The sequence below is a fragment of the Streptomyces sp. NPDC001108 genome, assembly GCF_053598535.1.
Window position 1 is genome coordinate 45725 of record NZ_JBSFKL010000010.1, and the last position, 25286, is coordinate 71010.

Sequence of the window (25286 nt, forward strand, 5' to 3'; positions counted from 1 at the left end):
CGCTCACCCCTCCACCGGGACGGCCCGCGCGAAGCCGCCGTCCACCATCAGGTTCGCCACGGTCTCCAGCTCCGGCGGATTGCCCGCCAGCCGCTGGAGGAAGGCGTCGAAATCCGCACCGCACGGCAGCAGCAGCCGGCCCACCCGGTCCTGCACCGACCAGCCGTCCCGGTCCCGGGCGTCGTCATAGGCGCAGAACCACACCGAACCCACGCCGTCACCCCGCACCTTCACCGCGACGATGCCGCCCTGGACGAAACCGACGCCCAGGAAGTCCTTCGTGAGGTGGTCGCGCAGACACTTGTTGACGTACACCAGGTCGTTCACCCCGGCCTGCTCGCGCACCGTGAAGAACGGCTGGTCCACCAGGAGCCCCAGCTCCGCGTCGAGCGCCGCGCCCACCGGCGCCGCACCGCCCGCCGCCTTCAGGAACGAGCGGTACGCCCCCGGCAACCGGTAACCGAGGTCCTCCTCCACCCCCAGGACCTGCGACTCGCTCACCGCCACGGCGCCCTTCGGCAGCCGGAAGTGCGCGGGCCGGGTCTCCTGCAACGGGCGGGTACCCCGCTTGTCGTGGTCGACGGCCGTACCGGCCAGCCCCGCATGGTGCCGCAGCAGCGCCTTCACCTCGACCGGAACCAGCTCCATCCGCCGGCCACCGGGCACGTGGTGCCAGGTCCAGCCGTGCGGGGTGGCGACCGCCGGAATCGTGTCCCAGAGCTCATGGCCGCTCGCCGCGAGCGCCGCGTTCGCCGAGACGTAGTCGGTGAGCCGCAGCTCGTCGACCCCGAAGCCCTGCGGCGGTTCGGCGACCTCGGCGGCGGCACGCGCGTACGGCGTGAAGACCGGGCTGCCGTTCCCGTCCATACGCACACCGCCGGGGTGGCGGGACGCCCGGACCGGGTCCGGGAAATGCACGAGCTGCCCGGCGTAGGCCGCGTTCGGTGGCGCGGCTTGCTGACCGAGCCGACCTGTCGTCATGGCGGTTGCCCCCTGCTGCGTCTGGCTGGTGAGGGACCGGCCCGCCCGAGAGCGGCGGTCCCGGCACAGCCTATGCGGTGACGCAAGGGCCGGTCCCGCCCATGTGACCTGTCCTACCCGCCCCTCCCCACAACCGTCACCGACCGTCACAACGGCGTGACGGACGAGCGACGCGCCCGGCACCGGCCCCCGTCCGAAACCACCCCGGCACGCGCCACGAAGCCGCTCCCCGCGCGACACGAAGGCACGTTTCACCCGCCCCAGCTTCCACACCAGCCCGGACATTTGGCAGGCTGTCACCGCAACTCGGGGGCGTGCACATCGCGCAGCTACCGCTGCCGGCACGGGAGGGAAAGCACCAATGCACACAGCACAAACAGTCACATCCGGAGATCCGCGCCTCAGCTGGAGCAGCGCCGACGGCAGCCGGACACCCCGGCTGATCCACCGCCGCGACGGCATCCTGCCCGCGGTCGCGGCAGCGCTCTCCGTACGCGGCGAAACACTGACCTGCACCGCGGGCAAGGGCGACCAGCCCCCCGTACTCCACCCGCTCGTCCAGGACTTCCTGGACACCCTCCCCAGCGGCCGGCGCGAACGGTTCACCGGCCGCTGCCCCGAAGCGATACTCCTCTCCCGGCAGCTCACCGCCGCCGAGTCCACCCGCTCCAAGCGCGCCCAGCGCAAGCCGCTGACCAACGGCGAAGCCCGGCGCGCCCTCAAGCACTCCCGGCTCACCGCGCGGCGCATCCGCGAGGACGGCGACCCCCTGCACGGCAGCTACGCGCCCCCGTGCCGCTCCTGCACGGCCATGCTCGCCCACTTCGGCGTGCGCCCCGTCGACCTGACGACGCCCACGGCCGCGACCACCGCCGAGAAGGGCTGACCGCACGCCGATGCACGACCGAACCGACCTGCCCGCACAGACGGGCCCCGCCGGACGCGACCGGAACACCACCACCCGCTTCCCCGTCGCCGTCGACGCCGCCCTGCGCGCCGCCGGCTGGGAACCGGGCCGCTGGGACATCCGCCGGGCCGAGGAATGGGCCGACACGCTCAGCTCGCACGTCTCCCCCGCCGGCCACCGGCACGCGGTCTTCCCGGCCGCCGTGGAGGCCTGGGCCGAATTCGGCGGGCTGCACATCACCGCCTCCGCCCCCGGCCGCCAGATCGCCCCCGCCCCCGTACGCATGGACCCGCTGAGCGGACTCCACCTGGCCCGGACCCTCGGCGACCTCGGCCGGGCCCTGGAGACCGAGGTCAGCCCCCTGGGCGAGGAGGGCGACGGGCAGGCCGTGCTGGCCATCGACACCGAGGGCCGCGTCTACAGCATCGACCACACCGGCGACTGGTACCTCGGCCCGGACATCGACCAGGCCCTGGCCACCCTCGTCTCGGGCATCCAGCCGGCCCGCCTCGTCTCCGGCTGACCCGGACCGGGCCCCGCGCCCACCACGGACCACCCCGCACCGGCGGCCCGCTCCCGAACCCGAGCCGGGACCGGGCCGCCGTACCCGTACCCGTGCGGGAGGGGAGCCCGGAACGGATCAGACCGCCGTCTCCCCCACCGGCAGCACCGCCGACACCCGGAAACCCCCCGCCTCCGTCGGCCCCGACACGAACACTCCGCCCAGACCCAGCACCCGCTCCCGCATACCGACCAGCCCGTTCCCCCCGCTCGGCAGCCCCGCGTCCGCCGTCGCCGCGTCCGACGGACCGTTCTCCACCTGCATCGCGACCTCCGCACCCCGATGCGCCAACCGCACCCAGGTCCGCGCCCCCGCCGCATGCTTGTGCACGTTGGTCAACGCCTCCTGCACCACCCGGTACGCCGTCTGCTCGACCTCCGGCGGATACCCCCGCGCCTCCCCGTCCACCGACAGCTCCACCGTCATCCCCGCCGCCCGGGACTCCCCCACCAGCGTCTCCACCTCACGCAACCGGGGCCCGTCCTCCGCGGCGGCGGCCGCCGCCGCGGCAACCGCCTGCCCCACCGACGCCAACGGCACCCCGGCCGGACGCGACGACACCGGCTCCCCCGCCCGCAGCACCCCGAGCATCTCGCGCAACTCCGTCAACGCCTGCCGCCCCATGTCCCCCACCAGCGCCGCATTCCGCACCGCCTTCGCGGGATCCTTCGGCGCGACCGCCTGGAGCGCCGCCGCGTGCACCACCATCAGACTCACCCGGTGGGCGACCACGTCGTGCATCTCCCGGGCGATCCGGTGCCGCTCCTCCGTACGCGCCCACTCCGCCCGCTCCTCGGCCCGGTCCGCGAGCAGCGACAGCTCCCGCTCCAACGAGTCCGCCCGCTCCCGCAGGCTCTCCATCAGCCGCCGCCGCGCCCCTATGTAGAGGCCGAGCAGCACGGGCGGCGCGGTCAGCCCGAGCGACATGAACAACGAGATCAGCGGTACGTACCAGTCACCGGGCCCGAAGTCCGCCTGCTCCGCCACGTTCTGCCGCAGCCGCACGTACGACACGATGAACGAACCCGCGAAGGACATCCCGCTCAGCACCGCCGTGATCCGGCGCGGCACCTCCGACGCGGCCAGGCTGTACAGACCCACCAGCCCCATCAGGAACGCCATCCCGGCCGGCGCCGTCGCGATCGACACCAGCACCACCGCGATCGGCCACCGCCGCCGCAGCACCAGCACCGACCCCACCAGCAGCCCGAACAGCACCCCCACCGGCACCGGCAACCCGGCGTCCCCGGCGAAATCCACGCCCTCCAGCGCACACTCCAGCGCCGAGAGAACCCCGAGCCCCACGTCCAGGGCGACACTGCGCCGCCGCTCCCACCACCAGTAGCCGCGGGTGGTCGGTCCCGCCGCCTCCTGGTCTGCCCCCGTTGCGGTCATGGCATCCACCCTACGGGCGGCCGCCGCCCGATCCCGGAGAACCCGGACAGCACAGACGGCCACCGCCGGAAGCCGAAACGGCCACTTATCGCTTGAAATGGCGAATCGATCAGCCTTTCGCACCGGACGCCCGCATTCCGGACGACGCTCACCGCATGACGAAGATCACGAGCACCTGTGCCGACTTCGAGAATCTGCGCGAACAGGCGATCACCCTGCGCCGGGAGGGCCTCAGCCTGCGCCAGATCCGCGACCGCCTGCGCATCCACAACAACGACCTCCTGAACCGCCTCGTCCGCGGCGAGCCCGCCCCGGAGTGGACGAAACGCCCGCGCGCCCGGGACGACCTCCGCGAGAAGGCCCGGGAGCTCCGCCTCCAGGGCATGACGTACGACCGGATCCAGTTGGAGCTGGGCTGCTCGAAGAGCTCGATCTCGCTGTGGGTACGGGATCTGCCGAAGCCGGAGCGCAGGCGGTCCCGGGAGGAGGCGTCGGCCATCGCCAGGCGCGGCTGGGAAACGACCCTCCGGCGACGCGAGGAGGAGCGCGGGGAGACGAAGAGGAGGGCGGCGGCCGAGATCGGCCCGCTGAGCCCGCGCGAACTCTTCCTGCTGGGGGTGGGCCTGTACTGGGCGGAGGGCTCCAAGGCCAAGCCGCACCGGCCGCAGGAGCGGGTCACCTTCACCAACAGCGACCCGGGCATGATCGAACTGTTCCTCGCCTGGCTCCGGCTGCTGGGGGTGGCCGACGCGCACCTCCGCTTCCACGTGCACATCCACGAGACCGCCGACATCGCGTCGGCGGAGCGGTTCTGGGCCGCCCTGACGGGGGCCGATGCCTCCGCGTTCGGCAAGACCTCCGTCAAGAAGCACTCGCCGAGGACCAATCGGAAGAACGTCGGGGAGAACTACCGGGGTTGCCTGGTGGTGCGCGTTTTGAAGAGCGCCGACCTGTACCGTCGCATTGAGGGCTGGTGGTACGGCATAGTAGAGGCCGGAAAGCGATCCGATCAAGGAATTCGGACATAAGGGTCGCTCTATCCCGGGTCGTCTAATGGCAGGACAAATGGTTTTGGTCCATTGAATGAGGGTTCGATTCCTTCCCCGGGAGCAGCGCGGAGCGCCGTGAGGCATCACGGAGAGCGCCGCACAGCGCCGTGACGGGCCCCGACCAGCAGGTCGGGGCCCGTACCCATGCCCGGCCAACAGCCCCCCGGTATCCTTCGGGTGTCCACCACCCGAAGCCGAAGGGCATTTCCGTGAGCTCCGAACGCCCGGCAGCCGTCGTCGTCCTCGCAGCGGGTGAGGGCACCCGCATGAAGTCGAAGACCCCCAAGGTCCTCCACGAGATTTCCGGGCGCTCGCTCGTCGGACATGTCGTCACCGCCTCCCGCGAGCTGGACCCCGAGCACCTCGTCGTGGTCGTCGGCCACGCGGGCGAGCAGGTCACCGCGCATCTCGCCACCGTCGACGAGCGGCTGCGCACCGCCCACCAGCCCGAGCAGAAGGGCACCGGCAACGCCGTGCGCGTCGGGCTCGACGCGCTGGGCGGCTCCGTCGAGGGGACCGTGATCGTCGTCTGCGGCGACACCCCGCTGCTCTCCGGCGGGACGCTCCGCGCGCTCGCCGCCACCCACGCGGCCGACGGCAACGCCGTCACCGTGCTGACCGCCGAGGTCCCCGACTCCACCGGCTACGGCCGCATCGTCCGCGACCCGGCCGACGGCGCGGTCACCGCGATCGTCGAGCACAAGGACGCCACCGACGCCCAGCGCGCGATCCGGGAGATCAACTCCGGGGTCTTCGCCTTCGACGGCCGGCTCCTGGCCGACGCCCTCGGCAGGCTCGGCACGGACAACAGCCAGGGCGAGGAGTACCTCACCGACGTCCTGTCGATCCTGCGCGAGGCCGGTCACCGGGTGGGCGCCTCCGTCACCGGGGACCACCGCGAGATCCTCGGCATCAACAACCGGGTCCAGCTCGCCGAGGCCCGGCGGCTGCTCAACCAGCGGCTGCTGGAGCGGGCCATGACGGCCGGGGTGACGGTCGTGGACCCGGCGTCCACGCTGATCGACGTCACCGTGACGTACGAGCGCGACGCGGTCGTGCACCCGGGCACGCAGCTGCTCGGCGCCACCCACCTGGGCGAGGACGCCGAGGTCGGCCCCCACTCCCGGCTGAAGGACACCGTGGTCGGCGAGGGCGCCCGGGTGGACAACACGGTGGCGGACGGGGCGGAGATCGGCGCGGGCGCGTCGGTCGGCCCGTACGCCTATCTGCGGCCGGGTTCCCGGCTCGGTGTGAAGTCGAAGGTCGGCACGTACGTGGAGCTGAAGAAGGCCACGCTCGGCGAGGGGGCCAAGGTCCCGCACCTGAGCTACGTCGGCGACGCCACGATCGGCGACCACACCAACATCGGTGCCGCGAGCGTCTTCGTGAACTACGACGGCGAGGCCAAGCACCACACCACGATCGGCTCCCACTGCCGGACCGGAGCGGACAATATGTTTGTGGCTCCTGTCACGGTCGGGGACGGCGTTTACACCGCCGCCGGATCGGTCATCACCAAGGACGTACCGCCCGGTTCGCTGGCCGTCGCACGCGGCCAGCAAAGGAATATCGAGGGTTGGGTGGCCCGCAAGCGACCGGGGAGCGGCGCCGCGCAGGCGGCCCAGGCCGCCGCTTCGGAGCGCACGAGCGAAAGCTGACCGGAAACAGGTACGTCATGCACGGCGTACCGTGATAGATGCTCACCCCATTTCGGCTGGCTCGTCGCACATCGGGACACATGCGCGGGGCCAGGAACACGTCTGAGGAGACTGTGCTGTGACCGGGATCAAGACGACCGGCGAGAAGAAACTGATGCTCTTCTCCGGCCGCGCCCACCCCGAGCTGGCCGAGGAGGTCGCGCACCAACTGGGTGTCGGTCTCGTGCCGACCAAGGCTTTCGATTTCGCCAACGGTGAGATCTACGTCCGCTTCCAGGAGTCGGCCCGCGGCGCCGACTGCTTCCTGATCCAGAGCCACACGGCTCCGATCAACAAGTGGGTCATGGAGCAGCTGATCATGCTGGACGCGCTGAAGCGCGCCTCGGCCCGCTCCATCACGGTGATCGTCCCGTTCTACGGGTACGCCCGCCAGGACAAGAAGCACCGCGGCCGTGAGCCGATCTCGGCCCGTCTGGTCGCCGACCTGATGAAGACGGCGGGTGCGGACCGCATCCTCACCGTGGACCTGCACACGGACCAGATCCAGGGCTTCTTCGACGGCCCGGTGGACCACCTGTTCGCGCTGCCGATCCTGGCCGACTACGTCGGTGCCAAGGTGGACCGCTCGAAGCTGACGATCGTCTCCCCGGACGCGGGCCGGGTGCGGGTCGCCGACCGCTGGTGCGACCGGCTGGACGCCCCGCTGGCCATCGTGCACAAGCGCCGGGACAAGGACGTCGCCAACCAGGTGACCGTCCACGAGGTCGTCGGCAATGTGAAGGGCCGGGTCTGTGTCCTGGTCGACGACATGATCGACACCGGTGGCACGATCTGCGCCGCCGCGGACGCCCTGTTCGCGCACGGTGCCGAGGACGTCATAGTGACCGCCACCCATGGTGTGCTCTCGGGTCCGGCGGCGGACCGGCTGAAGAATTCCAAGGTGAGCGAGTTCGTCTTCACGGACACGCTGCCGACCCCGGGCGAGCTGGAGCTCGACAAGATCACGGTGCTGTCGATCGCGCCGACGATCGCGCGTGCGGTGCGCGAGGTCTTCGAGGACGGCTCGGTGACCAGCCTCTTCGAGGAGCAGTAGAAGCAGTCGTTCGAAGATCGACTTTGGGGCGGCCTCCTTCGCCGGGTAGACTCAGTGAGTTGCTCGGCGAGGGAGGCCGTACTCATGGGTACGGCGGTCCGTTATCGACGCGCTCTTCGTAGCAGGCCAGTCGTGGCCGGGTGACCTTCCGTTTTCGTCATCCCACGAGGAGTGCAGTCATGGCCGAGGTCAAGCTCGACGCCCAGGTTCGTACCGAGTTCGGCAAGGGTGCCGCCCGTCGCACCCGCCGCGCCAACCTGGTTCCCGGCGTCATCTACGGCCACGGTGCCGAGCCGGTCCACATCACCCTGCCGGGCCACGCCCTGATGATGGCGCTGAAGACCGCCAACGTGCTGATCGCCCTGGACGTCGAGGGCAAGAACGCCCTGGTCATCCCGAAGGCCGTGCAGCGCAACCCGCTGAAGGGCGACATCGAGCACGTCGACCTGCTCACCGTGAAGCGCGGCGAGAAGGTCAGCGTCGAGGTCGCGGTGCAGGTCGAGGGCGACCTGGCCCCGGGCGGCAACCTGCTGGAGTACGTCCAGAACACCCTGCTGGTCGAGGCAGAGGCCACCCACATCCCCGAGTCCGTGACCGTTTCGGTCGCCGGCCTGGACGCGGGTGCGTCGATCCACGCCAAGGACATCACGCTGCCCAAGGGTGTCTCGCTCGCCGGTGACGAGGACGCCGTGGTGCTCCAGGTCCTGGCCGCGCAGGCCGAGGAGCCGGCCGCCGAGGGTGCCGAAGAGGGCGCCGAGGCCTGAGCCTCGCCTCTCCTGGTTCACTGACGGGGTGGCGGTTTCCTGTTCGGGGACCCGCCGCCCCGTTTCCCTGTCTGCGGTGCGGCGCCCGCCGCACCCCGTTCGTCGTACGCGAGGAGACCGAGCAGAGATGTCCGACGCCACCGCACCCTGGCTCATCGTGGGCCTCGGCAACCCCGGTCCCGAGTACGCGGCGAACCGGCACAACGTGGGCTTCATGGTGGCCGATCTGCTGGCCGAGCGGATCGGCGGGAAGTTCAAGCGGGCGCAGAAGGCGCAGGCGCAGGTCGTGGAGGGCCGGATGGGTCCGCCCGGTCCGCTGAGCCGGCGGGTGGTGCTGGTGAAGCCGATGTCGTACATGAACCTGTCGGGTGGGCCGGTCACGGCGTTGCGGGACTTCTACAAGGTGCCGGTGGACCGTGTCGTGGCGGTCCATGACGAGCTGGACATCGATTACGGGACGCTGCGGCTCAAGCTGGGTGGTGGCGACAACGGGCACAACGGGCTGAAGTCGATCACCAAGTCGTTGGGGGCGGAGTACCACCGGGTGCGGTTCGGGATCGGCCGTCCGCCGGGGCGGATGCAGGTCGCGGACTTCGTGCTGAAGGATTTCTCGTCCACCGAGCGCAAGGAGCTGGCGTATCTGGTGGACCGGGCGGCGGACTCGGTGGAGTGTCTGCTGGCCGAGGGGCTGGAGCGGGCGCAGAGCGCGTACAACGCGTAGGCGGGCAGGCTGCGGAGAACTGCGCAGGCGTGTGGGGCCGCGCGTACAACTCTGACATTCCTTCCGGTAACCGGCTTTTCGTGGGCGTGAGTTGACCGGTGGTGCCGGCCTGTCGAAGGATCGCTCACCATGAAGCGCAGCTCCTCCTCCCACCGCGCCCTGGTCCACGCCCGCAATGCCGTCATGGGCTGTGCGGTTCTGCTGTTGCTGGTGGCGGGTGTGCTGTCGTCCTGGGACAAGGCCCATCACATCGTTCTGGCCAAGGGCCGTGAGCACGGCACGATGGCGGTGACCGGGTGCGGTGCCGATGTGTGTACGGGGCCGTTCACGCCGTCGGACGGTGGGGTGGCGCGGTCCCGGGTGACGATCGAACGGTCGGTCGCGGCGCGGCGCGGGGACCGGTTCCCGGTGGTGGTGCGGCCCGGTACGGACGATGTGGTGCGGACCGGGGCGCCGGGGTTTCTGCATGCCTGGGTGCCGCTGGGTGGGGCGTTGGTGTTGTCGGGGCTGGTGATCGGTGGTGGTCTGCGACTGTCCCGGGTCGGCTGGTGCACCGGGATCGCGGGTGCGGCCCTGCTCGTGGCGACGTTCTTCGCGCTGTGAGCGGGCCGCACCCGGTCCGGTCGGGTTGCCTGTGGGGTCAGCCGGTGTTGCGCAGGCCGGCGGCGACGCCGTTGACGGTGAGCAGGAGGGCCCTGGCGAGCAGCGGGTCCGGTTCCTCGCCCCGGGCGGCGGCTTCCCGCTGGCGGGCCAGCAGGGAGACCTGGAGGTAGGAGATCGGGTCGAGGTAGGCGTCGCGGATGGCGAAGGTCTGCTGGAGGGCGGGGCTGGTGCCGAGGAGTTCGGTGGAGCCGGTGACCCGGAGGACCTCCTGGACGGTGAGCGCGTGCTCGGCCTCGATCGCGGCGAAGACGTGCTTCAGTTCGTCGGGGACGAGGGTGTCGACGTAGTGGCGGGCGATGCGCAGGTCGGTCTTGGCGAGGGTCATCTCGACGTTGGAGATGAAGTTCCGGAAGAAGTGCCAGTGCTCGTGCATCTCGTCCAGGACGGTGTCGAGTCCGGCTTCGCGCAGGGCCTTGAGGCCGGAGCCGACGCCGTACCAGCCGGGGACGATCTGGCGGGACTGGGTCCAGCCGAAGACCCACGGGATGGCGCGGAGTCCGTCGAGCGAGACGCCGGAGCCGGGGCGGCGGGAGGGCCGCGAGCCCAGGTGGAGGTCGGCGAGCTGGTCGACCGGGGTGGAGGCGAGGAAGTACGTCGGCAGGTCGGGGTCCTCGACGAGCTTGCGGTAGGCCGCGTGGGCCGCGTCGGAGACGGTGTCCATGGCCGCGTCCCAGCGGGCGAGGGCCTCGTCGGACTGGCGGGGTGCGGTGTGCAGGGCGGACGCCTGGAGGGTGGCGGCGACGGTCAGTTCCAGGTTCTCCCGGGCGAGGGCCGGGATGAGGTACTTGTCGGAGATGACCTCGCCCTGTTCGGTGACCTTGATCTCGCCCTCCAGGGTGCCCCAGGGCTGGGCGAGGATCGCGTCGTGGGAGGGGCCGCCGCCTCGGCCGACGGTGCCGCCGCGGCCGTGGAAGAGACGGAGGCGTACGCCGTAGCGGTGGGCGACGTCGCGCAGGCGGCGCTGGGCGCGGTGGATCTCCCACTGGGAGGTGGTGATGCCGCCGAACTTCGAGGAGTCGGAGTAGCCGAGCATGACCTCCTGGACGTCGCCGCGGAGTGAGACGAGGCGGCGGTAGGAGGGGTCGGCGAGCATCTCGTCGAGGATGACGTCGGCGGCGCGCAGTTCGTCGGTGGTCTCCAGGAGCGGCACGATGCCGATCCTGGCCCAGCCGGCGTGCAGGTCGATCAGTCCGGCCTCGCGGGCGAGGACGGCGGCGGCGAAGACGTCGTCGGCGCCCTGGCACATCGAGATGATGTAGGACTCGATGACTTCGGGGCCGAAGCGTTCGAAGGCTTCCTTGACGGTGTGGAAGACGCCGAGGGTCTTCTCGCCGGCGGCGTCGAGCGGGGCCGGGGTGGGGGCGAGGGGGCGGCGGGAGCGGAGTTCCTTGGCGAGGAGCTTCTGCCGGTAGTCGCGGGGCATGTCGGCGTAGCGCCAGGATTCCTCGCCGAGCCGGTCGAAGAGCTGGCCGAGGGCGTGGTGGTGGGCGTCGGCGTGTTCGCGTACGTCCATGGTGGCGAGCTGGAGGCCGAAGGCGGCGAGGGTGCGGATGGTGCGGTCCATGCGGCCGTCGGCGAAGAGTCCGCCGCGGTGGGCGCGCAGGGAGGTCTGGATGAGTTCGAGGTCGGTGAGGAGTTCGGCGGTGCCGAGGTAGTCGCAGCCGGGGCGGTGGGGGGTGCCGGAGGCGAGGCGGGCGCGGGTGTTGACGAGCTTCTGCCGGATGCAGGTGGCCTTGAGCCGGTAGGGCTCCTCGGCGTTCAGCCGCTTGTAGCGGGGGCTGATCTCGGGGAGGCGTTCCAGGTCGGTTTCGAGGGAGGCGAGGAGTTCGTCGGTGGCGCCGGTGTAGCGGATGGAGTTGGAGAGCAGTCCGCGGAGCTGGTCGATGAGTTCGAGGGCGTCGGTGATGCCGTGTTCGTGCTGGAGGATCAGGACGTCCCAGGTGACGGCGGGGGTGACGTTGGGGTTGCCGTCGCGGTCGCCGCCGATCCAGGTGCCGAAGGTGAGGGGGCGGGTTCCGGCGGGCAGTTCGACGCCGACCCGGTCGAGTTCGGCGGCCAGGTCCTCCAGGACGTCGCCCACGGCGTTGGCGTGGAGTTCGTCGAGGTAGTAGATGGCGTTGCGGGCCTCGTCGGCGGGCTCGGGGCGGACGACGCGCAGTTCGTCGGTCTGCCAGATGAGGTCGATGTTCTCGGCGAGGCGGAGGTCCTGGCGGCGGCGGTCGGACTCGACGACGGGGGTGTCGAGGAGGGCGGCGATGCGGCGGAGCTTGTTGAGGACGGAGCGCCGGGCGGCCTCGGTGGGGTGTGCGGTGAAGACGGGGCGGACGTTGAGGTTCTTGACCGTTTCGCGCAGGTGGTCGGGGTCGGCGTCCTTGAGCCGGTCGGCCGTTCGGGCGAGGAGGCCGCCCTCGGCGGCGCGGCGGTCGCGCATCTCGCGGGCGCGGTGCACCTGTTCGGTGACGTTGGCGAGGTGGAAGTAGGTGGAGAAGGCGCGGACGAGCCGGGCGGCGGTCTCCAGGTCCGTCTCGCCCAGGAGCTGGGCGGCGGCTTCGCCGTCGGTGCGGGTCAGGGCGCGGACCCGTTCGACGAGGTCGAGGAGTTCCTGGCCCTCCTGGCGGACGAGGGACTCGCCGAGGAGGTCGCCGAGGCGGCGGATGTCGGCGCGCAGTTCGGTGCTGGCGGCAGGTGTCTGGTCGGCACTGCTCACGGTGTGCGGCTCCTTGCAGTGGTTGAGCACGGGGGTACTCCGGGGCCGCGGCGGGCCGCGCCCCCGGGGGTTTCCGGGACGTGGCGGGCTGCGGGACTGCCGCCGTCCCGGGAAAGCGGAGTGCGGACCGCGCTGTCCGACTCCACTCAGGATAGGTGTCCACGAAGTGGACACCCGCTCGCGGCCCGATCGGGTATCCCCGCTGGCGCGGCCCGGTCGCGCTCTCGTGCGTCGGGCCCTCGCGCTGCCATACTTACGTTGCCGTAGGTTACGGAACCGTAGCCGGAGCTGTCCGTCGTCTTTCTCTTCCCCAGGGGACCCCCCATGAACACCAGTCCCGCCGCGCTCGACGATCCCCGGTCCGCCGCGGCCGACGACGGCCGGCCCCTGCCCTCCGCGACGCTCGGCGGGGACAGCAAGCGGTCGATCGAGCAGATCGCCCTGCTGCTGTTCATCGTGGTGCCGTTCGTGGCGCTGGTCGCGGCGGTGCCGCTGGCCTGGGGGTGGGGGGTGAGCTGGCTGGATCTGGGGCTGTTGGTGGCGATGTACTTCATCGGCTGTCACGGCATCACGATCGGTTTCCACCGGTATTTCACGCATGGCTCGTTCAAGGCGAAGCGTCCGTTGCGGATCGCGCTGGCGGTCGCGGGGTCGCTGGCGGTGGAGGGGCCGGTGGTGCGGTGGGTGGCGGATCACCGCAAGCATCACCGGTTCTCCGACGCGGAGGGTGATCCGCATTCGCCGTGGCGGTTCGGGGAGAGCCTGCCCGCGCTGATGAAGGGGCTCTGGTGGGCCCACATCGGGTGGATGTTCGACGAGGAGCAGACGCCGCAGCAGAAGTACGCCCCCGATCTGATCAAGGACCCGGCGGTCCGCGCGGTCTCGCGTCACTTCGCGACGTTCACGGCGGTCTCGCTGCTGCTTCCGCCGCTGGTGGGCGGAGTGGTGACGATGTCGTGGTGGGGTGCGGCGACGGCGTTCTTCTGGGGCTCGCTGGTCCGGGTGGCGCTGCTGCACCATGTGACCTGGTCGATCAACTCGATCTGTCACGCGGTGGGCAAGCGGCCGTTCAAGTCGCGCGACCGGTCGGGGAACGTGTGGTGGCTGGCGGTGCTGTCCTGCGGCGAGTCCTGGCACAACCTGCACCACGCCGATCCGACGAGCGCCCGGCACGGGGTGATGCGCGGTCAGATCGATTCGAGTGCCCGGGTGATCCGCTGGTTCGAGAAGCTGGGCTGGGCGTACGACGTGCGCTGGCCGGACGCGGCGCGGATCGCTTCCCGCCGGGTCGATGCCGGTCCGAGCGACGCCCGGCGCGACCGCGGTCGTACCGAGGCGGCATGATTGACGACGTGGCGACCGACTCCAGTACCAGCAGCGAGAACACCCGTCCCTCCTCCTCCCGGCGTGCCCGCAGGGTGCGGATGACCGGGAAGGAGCGCCGGGAGCAGTTGCTGGACATCGGTCGCACGCTCTTCGCCGACAAGGGCTTCGAGGGGACGTCGGTCGAGGAGATCGCGTCCCGGGCCGGTGTCTCCAAGCCGGTGGTGTACGAGCACTTCGGCGGCAAGGAGGGGCTGTACGCGGTGGTCGTCGACCGCGAGATGCGCCAGCTCCTCGACATGGTGACCGGTGCGCTGACCGCGGGGCACCCCCGGGAGCTGCTGGAGCAGGCGGCGTTCGCCCTGCTCGACTACATCGAGACGTACACCGACGGTTTCCGCATCCTGGTCCGCGATTCCCCGGTGGCGCAGTCGACCGGGACGTTCGCCTCCCTGATCAGCGATATCGCCACCCAGGTGGAGGACATCCTGGGTCTGGAGTTCAAGGCGCGCGGCTTCGACCCGAAGCTGGCCCCGCTGTACGCCCAGGCGCTGGTCGGCATGGTCGCGCTGACCGGCCAGTGGTGGGTGAACGCCCGCAAGCCGAAGAAGTCGGAAGTGGCCGCCCACCTGGTGAATCTGGCCTGGCACGGCCTGGAGAACCTGGAGTCGAAGCCGAGGCTGATAGGCCACCGGAAGAGCTGAGCCGGGGCTGTTCACCCGTGGGGATGACGGTGGGGGGACAACAGCCCTTAGGGTGGTTTTCAGGGCCGAGGATCCCTCGTATGGGAGGAACCATGACCGCCGAGCCGTTCGCCGGGCACAGCAGCCGCTGGCCGGTGCCGCCCCAGGGCGGATACACGGTGGACGACCTGTTCACCTTGCCCGATCTCCCGCCGCACACCGAGTTGCTCGACGGGAGCCTGGTCTTCGTGAGTCCGCAGCGCCGTTTCCACGCCAAGATGATCGACCTGCTGATGAACGGCCTGCGCGCCCGGATCCCGGCCGAGTTCAAGGCCGAGCGGGAGATGACGGTGATCCTCGACAGCCGCAACGGGCCGGAGCCGGACATCTCGGTGGTGCGTTCGGACGCGATCACCGATTACGACCAGACCCGCTTCCAGGCCGCCGACGTGCTGCTCGCCGTCGAGGTCGTCTCGCCGGACTCCGAGGCCCGGGACCGGGACACCAAGCCGCGGAAGTACGCGGAGGCCGGGATTCCGAACTTCTGGCTGGTGGACATGGCCGGTACCGACCACCACCCCGTGGTGCGGGTCTACGAGCTGGACCCGGTGTCCAAGGCGTACGCCCTGACCGGCATCCACCACGACCGGCTCAAGACGGCCGTGCCGTTCCCGGTCGATATCGACATCACCGGGGATGCCCTGGCCCGGCTGTGACGGCCGGGCCGTCGGGCGTCAGCCGTCCGGCGGAGGGTGTCAGCCGTCCACCGGTTCCAGGAACTCCAGGCGGTTGCCCACCGGGTCCTCGGCGTAGAAGCGGCGGTGGCCGGGGAGGTGGTCGTCCCAGTGGACGTCGGCGCCGTGTGCCGCGAGGCGGGCGGCGAACGCTTCGATGTCCGTGACGCGCAGGCCCGGGTGGGCCTTGCGGGCCGGGCGGAAGTCCGGCTCGATGCCGAGGTGGAGCTGGACGGGCCCGGCCCGGAACCAGCAGCCGCCGCGGGCCGCGAGCGCCGGTGGCTTGGGGATCTCCGTCATGCCGAGCACCTCCGCGTAGTAGGCGCGCAGGGCGTCCTCCGAGCCGGGCGGGGCGGCGAGCTGTACGTGGTCGAGGGCGGCGATCATCGGCTCTCCTTGTGGGCGACGGCGAAGACGCGGCGGAACGGGAAGACCGTGCCGTGCGGGCCGGCCGGGTAGGCGGTGCGCAGCAGGTCGCGGTAGTCGGCGAGGAAGGCGTCGGTGGCCTCGGGGTCGTCGGCGAGGGCGGTCAGGACGGGGCGCAGGCCGGTGCCCTTCACCCAGTCGAGCACCGGGTCCTCGCCGGGCAGCAGATGCAGGTACGTGGTCTCCCAGACGTCCGTGGTGAGGCCGGGGGCGGTCAGCGCGTCGAGGTAGGCGGCGGGGGTATCCACGGCGTCGGCGTGGCGCAGGAGGCCGGAGAGGCGGTCCCGCCAGCGCGGGGAGTCGGCGAGTTCCCGCATCAGGGCGTGGCTGGGCTGGTCGAAGTTGCCGGGGACCTGGAAGGCGAGGGTGCCGCCGGGGGTGATCGCGTCGAGCCAGGCGGGGAAGCGGGCGGTGTGGCCGGGGACCCATTGGAGCAGGGCGTTGGAGATGATCAGGGCGTGTGGTTCGGCGGGGGTCCAGGTGGCGGCGTCGGCCTCGGCGAAGTCCAGGCGGGGGCCGGTGCGGGTGCGGGCCCGTTCGAGCATCTGCGGGGAGTTGTCGTAGCCGGTGATCCGGGCGTCGGGCCAGCGGTCGGCGAGCAGGGCGGTCACGTTGCCCGCGCCGCAGCCGAGGTCGGCGATGCGGGGTGCGGGGGTGGCGGGGAGGTCGGGGACGCGGGCGAGGAGGTCGAGGAAGGGGCGGGTGCGGTGGTCGGCGTGGCGCAGGTACTGGTGCGGGTCCCAGGAGGGTGTGCCGGGTGCGGTCATGGGGCCAGGATCACGCCAGAATTATCTTGATGTCAAGACACTTGAATTCAAGAGACTTCATGTCGACAGACCAACTACACTGATCCGCATGGAGGACGAGGTCGACCGACTGGTCGCTGCATGGCGCCGCGAGCGCCCCGACCTCGACGTGGAACCACTCGAGGTGCTCAGCCGCGTCTCCCGCCTGGCCAGGCATCTGGACCGGGCCCGCCGGATCGCCTTCTCCGAGCACGATCTGGAGCCCTGGGAGTTCGACGTGCTGACGTCGCTGCGCCGGGCCGGTGCCCCGTACCAGCTCTCCCCCGGTCAGCTCCTCACCCAGACCCTGGTCACCTCCGGCACGATGACCAACCGGATCGACCGGCTCACCAAGAAGAACCTCGTCGAGCGGCTGCCCGATCCGAACGACCGCCGCGGCGTCCTCGTCCGGCTCACCGCCGAGGGCCGCGACAAGGCCGACCAGTCGCTGGCCGGACTGCTGGCCCAGGAGCGCGCCATCCTGGGCGAGCTCTCCACCCAGCAGCGGGGCGAACTGGCCGGACTGCTACGCCAGTTGACCGCCCCGTTCGACAACATCCCCTAGGGCGCCGCCCGGCGGGGCGGGGTCGGCCGGGCCAACACCCGCGCGGCGGGCCAGCGCGACCGCGGCCAGGGTGGAGTGCACGCCGAGCTTGCCCAGCACATTCTGCATATGGGTGCGGACCGTGTGCGGGGAGAGGAAGAGGCGTTCGGCCACCGCCTTGCGGCCCAGGCCCGCCACCATGCAGCGCAGCACCTCCCGCTCGCGCGGGGTCAGCGACTCGACCAGCTGCTCACTCTCGCTGCGGTGCTTGCGCGCCGCCGTCAGCTCCCGCAGTACGCCGGTGAGCAGCGCCGGGGGCAGATGCGTCTCGTCGCGCAGGACGCCCCGGACGACCGCGAGCAGGCGTTGCAGCGAGCAGTCCTTGGCGACCCAGCCGGCGGCCCCGGCCTGGAGGGCGAGCGCGGCACGCCGGGGGTCGTCCCGCTCGGCGAGCACCACCGTGCGCACCGAGGGGCGCCCGGCGCGGACACCGGCCACCAGCGAGATGCCGTCCACCGGGGCGTTCCCCCCGTCGGCCGGAACGGGGACGGGGCCCGGTGCCGGGCGGTCGCCCGCCGGAGACAGGGCGCCGAGGTCGGCGTCGACCAGCATCACGTCGTAGCCGCGCCCCTCCGCCGCGCCCCGCTCCAGGCACCGTAACGCCGCGGGGCCGCTGCCCGCCGCGGACACCTCGACGTCCGGTTCGGCCGCCAGCGCCGCCGCGAGCGACTCGGCGAAGATCCGATGGTCGTCCACCACGAGAACCCGGATACGCACCACAGGCACCCCCCTATGTGTCGGTCCCTGAGGCCACCCCGGGGACGACGAAAAGGGGCCGGTCAGTGCGGGTACGGCGACCCGGATCGGGGATTCGGACCGCAGTCCCACGGCCGCCGCCGTGTGCCGACTGCGAACCCTCCCCGGGTGCCGTACCCGACTGTCTCGTACCCCTGAATCAGCACCGGCCCCCACCGGTGCTGTGCATCAGAGTACGGGCGACGGGCCCGGGCGGAAGTGAATTCACAGAACTGGCCCATGCCGCTTGGGTGTTCGGGCCATAACCGGGTTCCGGCCGTCTCCTTCGGATCGGGCCGGACCCCGCGAACCGGGCGTGATCCGGGTGGGACGGCCTACGCGAGGCGGCGGGCGCCTGCCGAGGGGACGGCCGGGAAGATCCGCGGGGCGGTGTACCCGGCCTCGGCGAACGCCTTGCGCACGGCGTCGGAGACCTGCTCCGCGCGCTCCTCCTCGACCAGGACGATCGCCGAGCCGCCGAAGCCGCCGCCGGTCATCCGCGCGCCGAGCGCCCCGGCCGGGCCGGCCGCCGACACCACCAGGTCGAGCTCCGGGCAGGAGACCCGCAGGTCGTCGCGGAGCGAGGCGTGTCCGGCGTCCAGGACGGGGCCGACGGCCCGCGCGTCGCCCGCGTCGAGGAGCGCGATGACCCGCTCCACCCGTTCGTTGTCGCCGACCACATGGCGTACGTAGCGGATCACGGACTCGTCCACCCCGGCCCCGGCCAGGGTCTCCAGCGCCTCGTCGAGCCCGGCGTACGGGATCTCGCGCAGGGTGGCCACGCCGAGCGCCGCGGCGCCCGCCTCGCAGCCGGCCCGCCGCTCGGCGTAGGCGCCGTCGCCGAGCGCGTGCTTGACCTGGGTGTCGACCACCAGCAGCCGCAGCCCCTGGGCGGACAGGTCGAAGGGGACCTGGCGCCGGGTGAGGTCGCGGGTGTCGAGGTGCAGGGCGTGGCCCTCGGTGCAGCAGGCGGAGGCCATCTGGTCCATGATCCCGCAGGGCACGCCCACGAAGGCGTTCTCCGCGCGGCGGCCGATCACCGCCAGCTCGGGCAGGGAGAGCCCGAGGCCGAAGAGGTCGTTCAGGGCGAGGGCGGTGACGACCTCCAGCGCGGCGGAGGAGGACAGGCCCGCGCCGGTGGGGACGGTGGAGCTCAGCTGGATGTCCGCCCCGGTGACCGGGTGCCCGGCCTCGCGCAGCGCCCAGGCCACCCCGGCGGGGTACGCGGCCCAGCCGTGGCCCTCGTGCGGGGCCAGTCCGTCGAGCCGGAGCCGGACGACGCCGCCGGGCACGTCGGTGGAGTGGAGCCGCAGTTCGCCGTCGGTGCGGCGGGCGGCGGCGGCGAGCGCGGTGTGCGGCAGGGCGAGCGGCATCACGAAGCCGTCGTTGAAGTCGGTGTACTCGCCGATCAGGTTGACCCGGCCGGGGGCGGCCCAGATCCCTTCCGGCGCGTACCCGTAGAGCTCGGTGAAGGAGGCGGTCAGGGCACCGGTCTCGGTGGTCATGGGGCGGTGGGCTCCTCTCGGCGGGCGAAGTTCCAGGCGTCGGTGACGATTCCGGCCAGGTCGGCGCGGGACGGGGTCCAGCCGAGCCGCTCCCGGGCGGTGGCGGCGGAGGCGACCAGGACGGCGGGGTCGCCCGCGCGGCGGGGGGCGACGACCTCCGGGACGGGGTGGCCGGTGACCGCGCGGACGGTCTCGACGACCTCGCGGACCGAGAAGCCGTTGCCGTTGCCGAGGTTGCAGATCAGGTGCTCGCCCGGGGTCGCGGCGTCCAGGGCCAGCAGGTGGGCCTCGGCGAGGTCGGCGACGTGGATGTAGTCGCGTACGCAGGTGCCGTCGGGGGTCGGGTAGTCGTCGCCGTAGACCGAGATCGAGGCGCGGCGGCCGAGGGCGACCTGGAGGACCAGCGGGATCAGGTGGGACTCGGGGTCGTGCCGCTCCCCGCATGTGCCGTACGCCCCGGCCACGTTGAAGTACCGCAGGGAGACGGCGGCCAGTCCGTGGGCGGCCGCCTCGCCGGTGATCATATGGTCGACGGCGAGCTTGGTGGCGCCGTAGGGGTTGGTGGGCGCGGTCGGGTCGGTCTCGGTGATGGGGGTGGTGGCCGGTTCGCCGTAGGTGGCGGCGGTGGAGGAGAAGACCAGGGTGCGCACCCCGGCGTCGCGCATCGCGGCGAGCAGCGCGAGGGAGCCGCCGACGTTGTTCACCCAGTACTTCTCGGGGTCGGTGACGGACTCGCCGACCTGGGAGTACGCGGCGAAGTGGAGGACCCCGTCGTAGGAGGCGTCGAGCCACTTCCCGGCGTCCTGGACACGGCCCTCGATGAACTCGGCGCCGGCCGGGACGCCCTCGCGGAAGCCGGTCGAGAGGTCGTCGAGGACGGTGACCGCGTGGCCGGCCTCCAGCAGGTGCTGGGCGACCACGCTGCCGACGTATCCGGCACCGCCGGTGACCAGGTACTTCTTCGGGGGCTTGCTCACTGGCTCGCTACCTCTCTCAGTCGCTTCGCCGCGGCTTCCGGCGGCACGTCGTTGATGAACACGTTCATGCCGGATTCGGAACCCGCGAGGAACTTCAGCTTGCCGGAGGTGCGTCGGATGGTGAAAAGCTCCAGATGGAGCCCGAACTCCTCCCGCCCCTCGACGCCGAACGGGGCCTGGTGCCAGGCGGCGATGTACGGGGTCGGCGGCTCGTCGGGGCCGAAGATCCGGTCGAACCGACGCAAGAGTTCCAGATAGATCTGTGGGAACTCTGTGCGCGCGGCCTCGTCCAGCTCGCGCAGGTCCGGGACGCGGCGGCGCGGGTGGAGGTGGACCTCGTACGGCCAGTGCGCCGCGTACGGCACGAAGGCGATCCAGTGCTCGCCGGCGAGGACGATCCGGGAGCCGTCGGCCTCCTCGCGGGCCACCACGTCGTCGAAGAGGTTGCCGCCGGTCTCGGCGCGGTGGGCGGCCAGGGAGCGGAACATCAGCTCGGTGCGCGGGGTGACGAAGGGGTAGCCGTAGATCTGCCCGTGCGGGTGGCCGAGCGTGACGCCGATCTCGGCACCCCGGTTCTCGAAGCAGAACACCTGCTTGACCTGAGGGAGTTCGGCGAGGGCGGCGGTGCGGTCGGTCCAGGCCGCGAGGACCAGTGCGGCCTGTTCCTCGGTGAGGTCGGCGAAGGACGCCTCGTGGTCGGAGGTGAAGCAGACGACCTCGCAGCGGCCGGAGTCGCCGGCCAGCGAGGGGAAGCGGTTCTCGAAGACGGCGACGTCGTACGTGGCCTCGGGGATCTCGCTGTGCTTGCCGTCCCGCGAGGGGCAGAGCGGGCACTCGTCGGCCGGCGGGTGGTACGTACGGCCCTGGCGGTGCGAGGCGATGGCCACACTGTCACCGAGGAAGGGGTCGCGGCGGATCTCGGAGGAGGTCGACACGGCGCCGAGCGGGCGCTGGTCGACGGCCTCGCGCACGGTGTCCTCGCGGCGGTCGTAGTAGATCAGCTCCCGGCCGTCGGCGAGCGTCGTAACCGTCTTCTTCACCAGTCTCCTCCCAAACATAACCAAACACAATGAACCACAAGTCAACATTCGCGTCAATGAGTGGCGCCCGCCCGCGGGGAGCGGGCGGGCGCGGGAGGGGGTGCTGCAGGAGAGGCGTTACAGCTGGCGGAGGTGGTCGCGCAGGCGGCGGGCCACCTCGGACATCAGGGCCTCGGCCCCGGGCTGGGCGCTCGCCGGGACGGAGGACTCCGTGAGCACGGCGACGGCGAAGGTCTGGCCGTCCGCGTGCTCCACGACGCCGACCTCGTGCCGGAGGTTGAGGAGGGTGCCCGTCTTGGAGGACCAGGTGCTGGCGTCGGAGGCGAAGTCCGGGGCGAGCCGATGCCGCAGGACGTTGTCGCCCAGGAGGCCGCGGACCCGCCCGGCCACCTCCGGGTGGATCGCCGAGGGCGTCCACAGGGCCTGGAGCAGGTCGACGAAGGCGCGGGCGCTGCCGGTGTTGGCACGAGTGGTGTCGAGCTGCGGCACCCGGTGCCCGCGACCACCCGTACCGGCGTCGATGGCCAGTGCGTGGGCGAGGTGGCGCCCCGCCGCGTCGAAGCGTTCGACGGGGGTGTCGGTCAGCTCGCCCATGGTGTGCCGGACGGTGATCCCGCCCAGGCCCAGCTCGTGGAGGATCGCGGCGACCCGGGGCGGCGGGGTCAGGTCGAAGAGCGCGTCGGCGGCGGCGCTGTCGCTCAGGCAGGTGCTCAGGTAGAGCAGGTCGTCGATCGCCATCCGGGCGGGGTGGCGGAAGCGGCTCAGCCCGGTCGGGCCGGGGGTGGTGATCCGGCCGGGGAGGACGTCGATCATGGTCGCCCCGTCGAGTTCGCCCCGGTGGACGCGGACCGCGGTCGCCAGGGCCAGCGGGAGCTTGATCAGGGAGGCGGCGGGCAGCCGGGTGTCCGGGTCGATGCCCAGCTCGTCGCCCGTGCGCAGGTCCCGGACGAGCAGGCAGCCGCGCAGACCGCCGTCGTCCAGTCGGCGGCGCAGCGCGCGCAGCAGGGTCTCGCTGTTCACGTCGCGGGGCCCTTCTCGCGGCCGCCGGTGCGCGGGGCGCTTCGGGTGTGCGGGGTGCGTGCGGTACGTCCGGGGCCGGGCGGAACTTCTGGGGCGGCGGGGCGGGGCGGGGCACCGAGGCAGCGCGCCAGGGCGTCGTCCAACTGGTCCCGCAGGGGCCGGGGGTCGCCCTCGGCGGCGGCCACGAGCGCGTAGCCACGGCCGAGGGGGAGCTCCCCGACGGGGCGCCAGTGCAGGCCGAACTCGCGGGCCTGGTCCGGGGAGCACAGCAGCAGGTCCCGCGTCCGGAGGACCTCGGCCAGGGCGGTCGTCGGATCGGCCGCGACGGCGAGCTGCCCGGGACGCAGCCCCAGCGCGTCCCGCAGCCGGGTCAGCGGGTCGCGCAGGTGCGGTACGTCGTCCTCGGGCTGGAGCCACACATGACGGGCCGGGCCGGTGGAGCCGCGCCCGAGCCGCAGGGTCTCCAGGTAGACGCGGTTCACGCAGGGGTCCCCGGCCCCGGCCAGGCCGAGGGGGACGGACCAGGCCGCCTCGTCGGCCGGCACGGCCAGCAGGGCGGCGCGGACCTGCTGGAGGCGGACCAGTTCGGCGCGGCGCGCGGGTGGTGCGACGCGGAGGTCGAGGACGAGGCCGTGGTCCCGGGCCTCGGCCACCAGGTGGGCGAGGGCCACGGCGGAGCAGGTGCCGGGCACCGCGAGCCGCACCGGCCTGCTGCCGGCCGCCCGCGCCTCGTGGATCAGGTCGTCGGCGGCCTGCACGAGCTGCCGGGCCGCCGGGAGGAGGTCCCGGCCGAACGGGGTGAGGACGGCGGCCCGGCGCGAGGTCCGCTCGAAGAGCCGCTCGCCGAGGCGTGCTTCGAGCGCGGCGATGCGGCGGCTGGCGACCGGCTGCGACATCCGGGCCGCGGCGGCGCCGACGGTGAAGCCGCCCCGCTCCCCGACGCTGACGAACGCGCGACACGCTCCGACAAGGTCCACGCACGCATCCTAGAAGGGTCACATGTGGAAAGAGCATGGAACCGGCCATGCGCGTATTGGACCGTATGTCGGTGCGGGGGTCAGGGTGTTCGTACGCCCTCACACCACCGGGACGGAGCCTTCTGCCGCTCCGTCCCCCGACTGCCCTGCCCCGAGCGGGGCGACCGGAGGTACGGATCATGCGCATTGCCCGTTCCCACCGCACCAGGCTCGGAGCGCTCGCCGCCGTTCTCGCGTTGACCCCGCTGACGGCCTGCGGTGCGGAGTCCGAGGACCGGTCCGCTTCCCCGTCCTCGTCCTCGTCCGTCCCGGGCGCGGCGGGGAAGGGCGCCGTGAAGCCGTACGCGGGGCGGCTCGAGGAGTTGGAGCGCGAGTTCGGCGCCCGGCTGGGCGTGTACGCCGTCGACACCGGCACCGGGCGGGAGGTGGCGTTCCACGACGGCGAGCGGTTCGCCTTCCACTCCACGTTCAAGGCCCTGGAGGCCGGTGCCGTGCTCCGCGAGTTCTCCCTCGACGGGATGGACAAGCGGATCAGGTACACGCGGGACGACCTGATCCCCAACTCTCCCGTGACCGAGAAGCATGTGCGGACCGGGATGACGCTGGCCGAACTGTGCGACGCCGCCGTCCGCTTCAGCGACAACGCGGCGGCCAACCTGCTCTTCGACGAGATCGGCGGGCCCGCGGGACTCGACGCCGTACTGGAGGGCATCGGGGACGACGTGACCCGGATGGACCGCCGCGAGACCGCGCTGAGCCGGTGGGTGCCGGGTGAGCAGCGGGACACGACGACGCCCCGGGCCCTCGCCGGGGACCTGCGCGCCTTCGTCCTCGGTGACGTCCTCCCGAAGCCGGAGCGGGCGCAGCTCACGCGGTGGCTGCGGGACAACACCACCGGGGACGAGCTCATCAGGGCCGGGGTGCCCAAGGGGTGGGAGGTCGCCGACAAGACCGGGACCGGCACCTACTACGGCGGCCGCAACGACATCGCCGTGGTGTGGCCGCCGGGATCCGCCCCCGTCGTCATGGCCATCCTCTCCCACCGCAACACCAAGGACGCCCCCTACGACAACCGGCTGATCGCCCGGGCCGCGGCCGTGGTCAGCGCGTCCCTGTCCTGAGGGCGGAACTGCCTTCGTAACGGCATTAGGAACGGTCTTCGGGACACGCCCTACGCGGTTCCGGGGCGGGTGGCGCGGTCCAGCAGTCCGGTGCGGGCGGCGAGGGCGGCGGCCTCCAGGCGGGAGCCGACGCCCAGCTTCATCAGCACCCGCTGCACATGCGTCCGCGCGGTGCTGGGCGCGATCCCCATCCCGGCCGCGATGACCCGGGTGTCCTCGCCCTCGGCGACCCGCACCAGGACCTCGACCTCGCGCGGGGTGAGCAGCCGGAGCAGCCGCCGGCCCTCGTCGTCCGGGGCCGCGGCCGGGTTGAGGAGTTCGGCGAAGGCGCTGCGCAGCAGTTGCGGCGCGACCGCGGCCTCGCCGGCCCGCGCCTTGACCATGGCCCGCTCGACGCCCTCCATGCGCTCGTCGTGGCGGACGTATCCGGCGGCGCCGGCCGCGAAGGCCGCCGCGATGCCGCGCGGGCTGGGCACCGGTCCGAGCACCACGACGGCCACCTGCGGGCGCTCCCGCCTGATCCGTGCGACCGGGTCGAAGGTGCCGGGGGCGGCAGGGGCGGCGGTGCCGAAGAGGCAGACCTCCGGGGCCCTGCTGACGACCAGTTCGGCCGCGCCGGCCGTCGGCGCGGTCGCCGCGAGGACGCGGTGGCCGCGGAGTTTCATCGCCGAGGCGAGCGCCTCGGCGAGCAGCCTGTGATCATCGACCACCATCAGCCGCACGCCCATCGCACACACCCCCGTCGCACCGGCACGCCGGGCACCCCGGCTTTCCTGGTCCGGCAAGTTACACGCTTGTTCGACGCCGAGGGGCGCCTTACGGCCAAAAGGCGACGGGACACGCGAAGGGGGTGGTG

25 protein-coding genes and 1 tRNA gene are annotated in these 25286 nt (G+C 72.1%); 14 read left to right on the plus strand and 12 right to left on the minus strand.

The annotated features are described in order from the left end of the window. Positions 1-3 precede the first annotated feature (3 nt). Positions 4-981, minus strand: a complete 978-nt coding sequence (locus tag ACWC97_RS22300) for an SMI1/KNR4 family protein (protein WP_352276889.1) — start codon at positions 979-981, stop codon at positions 4-6. Between the two features lie 361 nt (positions 982-1342). Between ACWC97_RS22300 and ACWC97_RS22305 the strand changes: the two genes are divergently transcribed. Next, positions 1343-1867 carry a YwqJ-related putative deaminase gene (locus ACWC97_RS22305; protein WP_450651116.1) on the plus strand — a complete coding sequence of 175 codons (525 nt, stop codon included), beginning with the start codon at positions 1343-1345 and terminating at the stop codon, positions 1865-1867. Between the two features lie 10 nt (positions 1868-1877). Further along, complete coding sequence (locus ACWC97_RS22310; RefSeq protein ID WP_450651118.1) at positions 1878-2411, plus strand: SUKH-3 domain-containing protein; 534 nt, start codon at positions 1878-1880, stop codon at positions 2409-2411. 117 nt (positions 2412-2528) lie between these two features. Here the strand turns inward: ACWC97_RS22310 and ACWC97_RS22315 are convergent, their stop codons facing one another. Next, on the minus strand, positions 2529-3845 hold the full coding sequence (locus ACWC97_RS22315) for a sensor histidine kinase (protein WP_352276884.1): 1317 nt from the start codon (positions 3843-3845) through the stop codon (positions 2529-2531). 155 nt (positions 3846-4000) lie between these two features. On the opposite strand from ACWC97_RS22315, the gene ACWC97_RS22320 reads away from it, so the two are divergent. From ACWC97_RS22320 to ACWC97_RS22350, 7 genes are all read left to right on the plus strand, one after another. Beyond that, the gene (locus tag ACWC97_RS22320) at positions 4001-4873 is read left to right on the plus strand and encodes a hypothetical protein (protein WP_450651120.1); all 873 of its coding nucleotides are present in this window, start codon (positions 4001-4003) and stop codon (positions 4871-4873) included. An 11-nt stretch (positions 4874-4884) separates the two neighbouring features. After that, positions 4885-4955: transfer RNA gene (locus tag ACWC97_RS22325), tRNA-Gln, on the plus strand. A gap of 148 nt (positions 4956-5103) precedes the next feature. Next, positions 5104-6552, plus strand: a complete 1449-nt coding sequence (gene glmU / locus ACWC97_RS22330; protein WP_352276882.1) for a bifunctional UDP-N-acetylglucosamine diphosphorylase/glucosamine-1-phosphate N-acetyltransferase GlmU — start codon at positions 5104-5106, stop codon at positions 6550-6552. A gap of 118 nt (positions 6553-6670) precedes the next feature. Next, positions 6671-7645, plus strand: a complete 975-nt coding sequence (locus tag ACWC97_RS22335) for a ribose-phosphate diphosphokinase (RefSeq protein WP_352276880.1) — start codon at positions 6671-6673, stop codon at positions 7643-7645. A gap of 179 nt (positions 7646-7824) precedes the next feature. After that, complete coding sequence (locus ACWC97_RS22340) at positions 7825-8409, plus strand: 50S ribosomal protein L25/general stress protein Ctc (protein WP_450651123.1); 585 nt, start codon at positions 7825-7827, stop codon at positions 8407-8409. Positions 8410-8536: 127 nt separating this feature from the next. Further along, positions 8537-9130 (plus strand): aminoacyl-tRNA hydrolase, encoded by a 594-nt coding sequence (pth, locus tag ACWC97_RS22345; protein WP_352276876.1) that lies wholly within the window; start codon positions 8537-8539, stop codon positions 9128-9130. A gap of 129 nt (positions 9131-9259) precedes the next feature. Further along, positions 9260-9733, plus strand: a complete 474-nt coding sequence (locus tag ACWC97_RS22350; RefSeq protein ID WP_450651125.1) for a hypothetical protein — start codon at positions 9260-9262, stop codon at positions 9731-9733. A gap of 37 nt (positions 9734-9770) precedes the next feature. Here the strand turns inward: ACWC97_RS22350 and ppc are convergent, their stop codons facing one another. Further along, positions 9771-12500 carry a phosphoenolpyruvate carboxylase gene (gene ppc / locus ACWC97_RS22355; RefSeq protein WP_352276873.1) on the minus strand — a complete coding sequence of 910 codons (2730 nt, stop codon included), beginning with the start codon at positions 12498-12500 and terminating at the stop codon, positions 9771-9773. Between the two features lie 324 nt (positions 12501-12824). Here ppc and ACWC97_RS22360 point away from each other — a divergent pair, with 324 nt between their 5' ends. The 3 genes from ACWC97_RS22360 to ACWC97_RS22370 all read left to right on the plus strand — a co-directional run bounded on the left by ACWC97_RS22360 (position 12825) and on the right by ACWC97_RS22370 (position 15222). Next, positions 12825-13844, plus strand: coding sequence for an acyl-CoA desaturase (locus ACWC97_RS22360; protein ID WP_385206736.1), 1020 nt, complete (start codon positions 12825-12827; stop codon positions 13842-13844). Next, positions 13841-14527: a TetR/AcrR family transcriptional regulator gene (locus ACWC97_RS22365; RefSeq protein ID WP_352276870.1), complete on the plus strand. Its 687-nt coding sequence runs from the start codon at positions 13841-13843 to the stop codon at positions 14525-14527. The genes ACWC97_RS22360 and ACWC97_RS22365 overlap by 4 nt, the downstream gene beginning before the upstream one ends. A 92-nt stretch (positions 14528-14619) precedes the next feature. Then, a complete protein-coding gene (locus ACWC97_RS22370) occupies positions 14620-15222 on the plus strand; it encodes a Uma2 family endonuclease (protein ID WP_450651365.1) in 603 nt (200 codons plus the stop codon). A gap of 39 nt (positions 15223-15261) precedes the next feature. Here ACWC97_RS22370 and ACWC97_RS22375 read toward each other — a convergent pair whose 3' ends face one another. Both ACWC97_RS22375 and ACWC97_RS22380 read right to left on the minus strand, forming a co-directional pair. Further along, positions 15262-15627: a VOC family protein gene (locus ACWC97_RS22375; RefSeq protein ID WP_450651127.1), complete on the minus strand. Its 366-nt coding sequence runs from the start codon at positions 15625-15627 to the stop codon at positions 15262-15264. After that, on the minus strand, positions 15624-16433 hold the full coding sequence (locus ACWC97_RS22380; RefSeq protein WP_352276866.1) for a trans-aconitate 2-methyltransferase: 810 nt from the start codon (positions 16431-16433) through the stop codon (positions 15624-15626). The genes ACWC97_RS22375 and ACWC97_RS22380 overlap by 4 nt, the downstream gene beginning before the upstream one ends. A gap of 88 nt (positions 16434-16521) precedes the next feature. Here ACWC97_RS22380 and ACWC97_RS22385 point away from each other — a divergent pair, with 88 nt between their 5' ends. Beyond that, positions 16522-17016 (plus strand): MarR family winged helix-turn-helix transcriptional regulator, encoded by a 495-nt coding sequence (locus ACWC97_RS22385; RefSeq protein WP_352276865.1) that lies wholly within the window; start codon positions 16522-16524, stop codon positions 17014-17016. Here the strand turns inward: ACWC97_RS22385 and ACWC97_RS22390 are convergent. The 6 genes from ACWC97_RS22390 to ACWC97_RS22415 form a co-directional block, all read right to left on the minus strand. After that, positions 16978-17775 (minus strand): response regulator transcription factor, encoded by a 798-nt coding sequence (locus tag ACWC97_RS22390; RefSeq protein ID WP_352276864.1) that lies wholly within the window; start codon positions 17773-17775, stop codon positions 16978-16980. The two genes, ACWC97_RS22385 and ACWC97_RS22390, sit on opposite strands and share 39 nt — an antisense overlap. A gap of 350 nt (positions 17776-18125) precedes the next feature. Further along, positions 18126-19295: a galactokinase gene (gene galK, locus ACWC97_RS22395; RefSeq protein ID WP_352276863.1), complete on the minus strand. Its 1170-nt coding sequence runs from the start codon at positions 19293-19295 to the stop codon at positions 18126-18128. Beyond that, a complete protein-coding gene (gene galE / locus ACWC97_RS22400; protein ID WP_352276862.1) occupies positions 19292-20272 on the minus strand; it encodes a UDP-glucose 4-epimerase GalE in 981 nt (326 codons plus the stop codon). The genes galK and galE overlap by 4 nt, the downstream gene beginning before the upstream one ends. After that, complete coding sequence (galT, locus tag ACWC97_RS22405; protein WP_392278563.1) at positions 20269-21312, minus strand: galactose-1-phosphate uridylyltransferase; 1044 nt, start codon at positions 21310-21312, stop codon at positions 20269-20271. Before galT ends, galE begins: the two co-directional genes overlap by 4 nt. A 117-nt stretch (positions 21313-21429) precedes the next feature. Continuing rightward, entirely contained in the window at positions 21430-22332 is a 903-nt protein-coding gene (locus ACWC97_RS22410) for a serine hydrolase (RefSeq protein WP_385206754.1), read from the minus strand. Further along, positions 22329-23309: a LysR family transcriptional regulator gene (locus tag ACWC97_RS22415; RefSeq protein WP_450651131.1), complete on the minus strand. Its 981-nt coding sequence runs from the start codon at positions 23307-23309 to the stop codon at positions 22329-22331. The genes ACWC97_RS22410 and ACWC97_RS22415 overlap by 4 nt, the downstream gene beginning before the upstream one ends. Before the next feature lie 179 nt (positions 23310-23488). Here ACWC97_RS22415 and bla point away from each other — a divergent pair, with 179 nt between their 5' ends. Continuing rightward, the gene (bla, locus tag ACWC97_RS22420; protein WP_450651133.1) at positions 23489-24430 is read left to right on the plus strand and encodes a class A beta-lactamase; all 942 of its coding nucleotides are present in this window, start codon (positions 23489-23491) and stop codon (positions 24428-24430) included. Between the two features lie 50 nt (positions 24431-24480). Here bla and ACWC97_RS22425 read toward each other — a convergent pair whose 3' ends face one another. Continuing rightward, a complete protein-coding gene (locus ACWC97_RS22425) occupies positions 24481-25158 on the minus strand; it encodes a response regulator transcription factor (protein WP_352276858.1) in 678 nt (225 codons plus the stop codon). Positions 25159-25286: the final 128 nt, after the last annotated feature.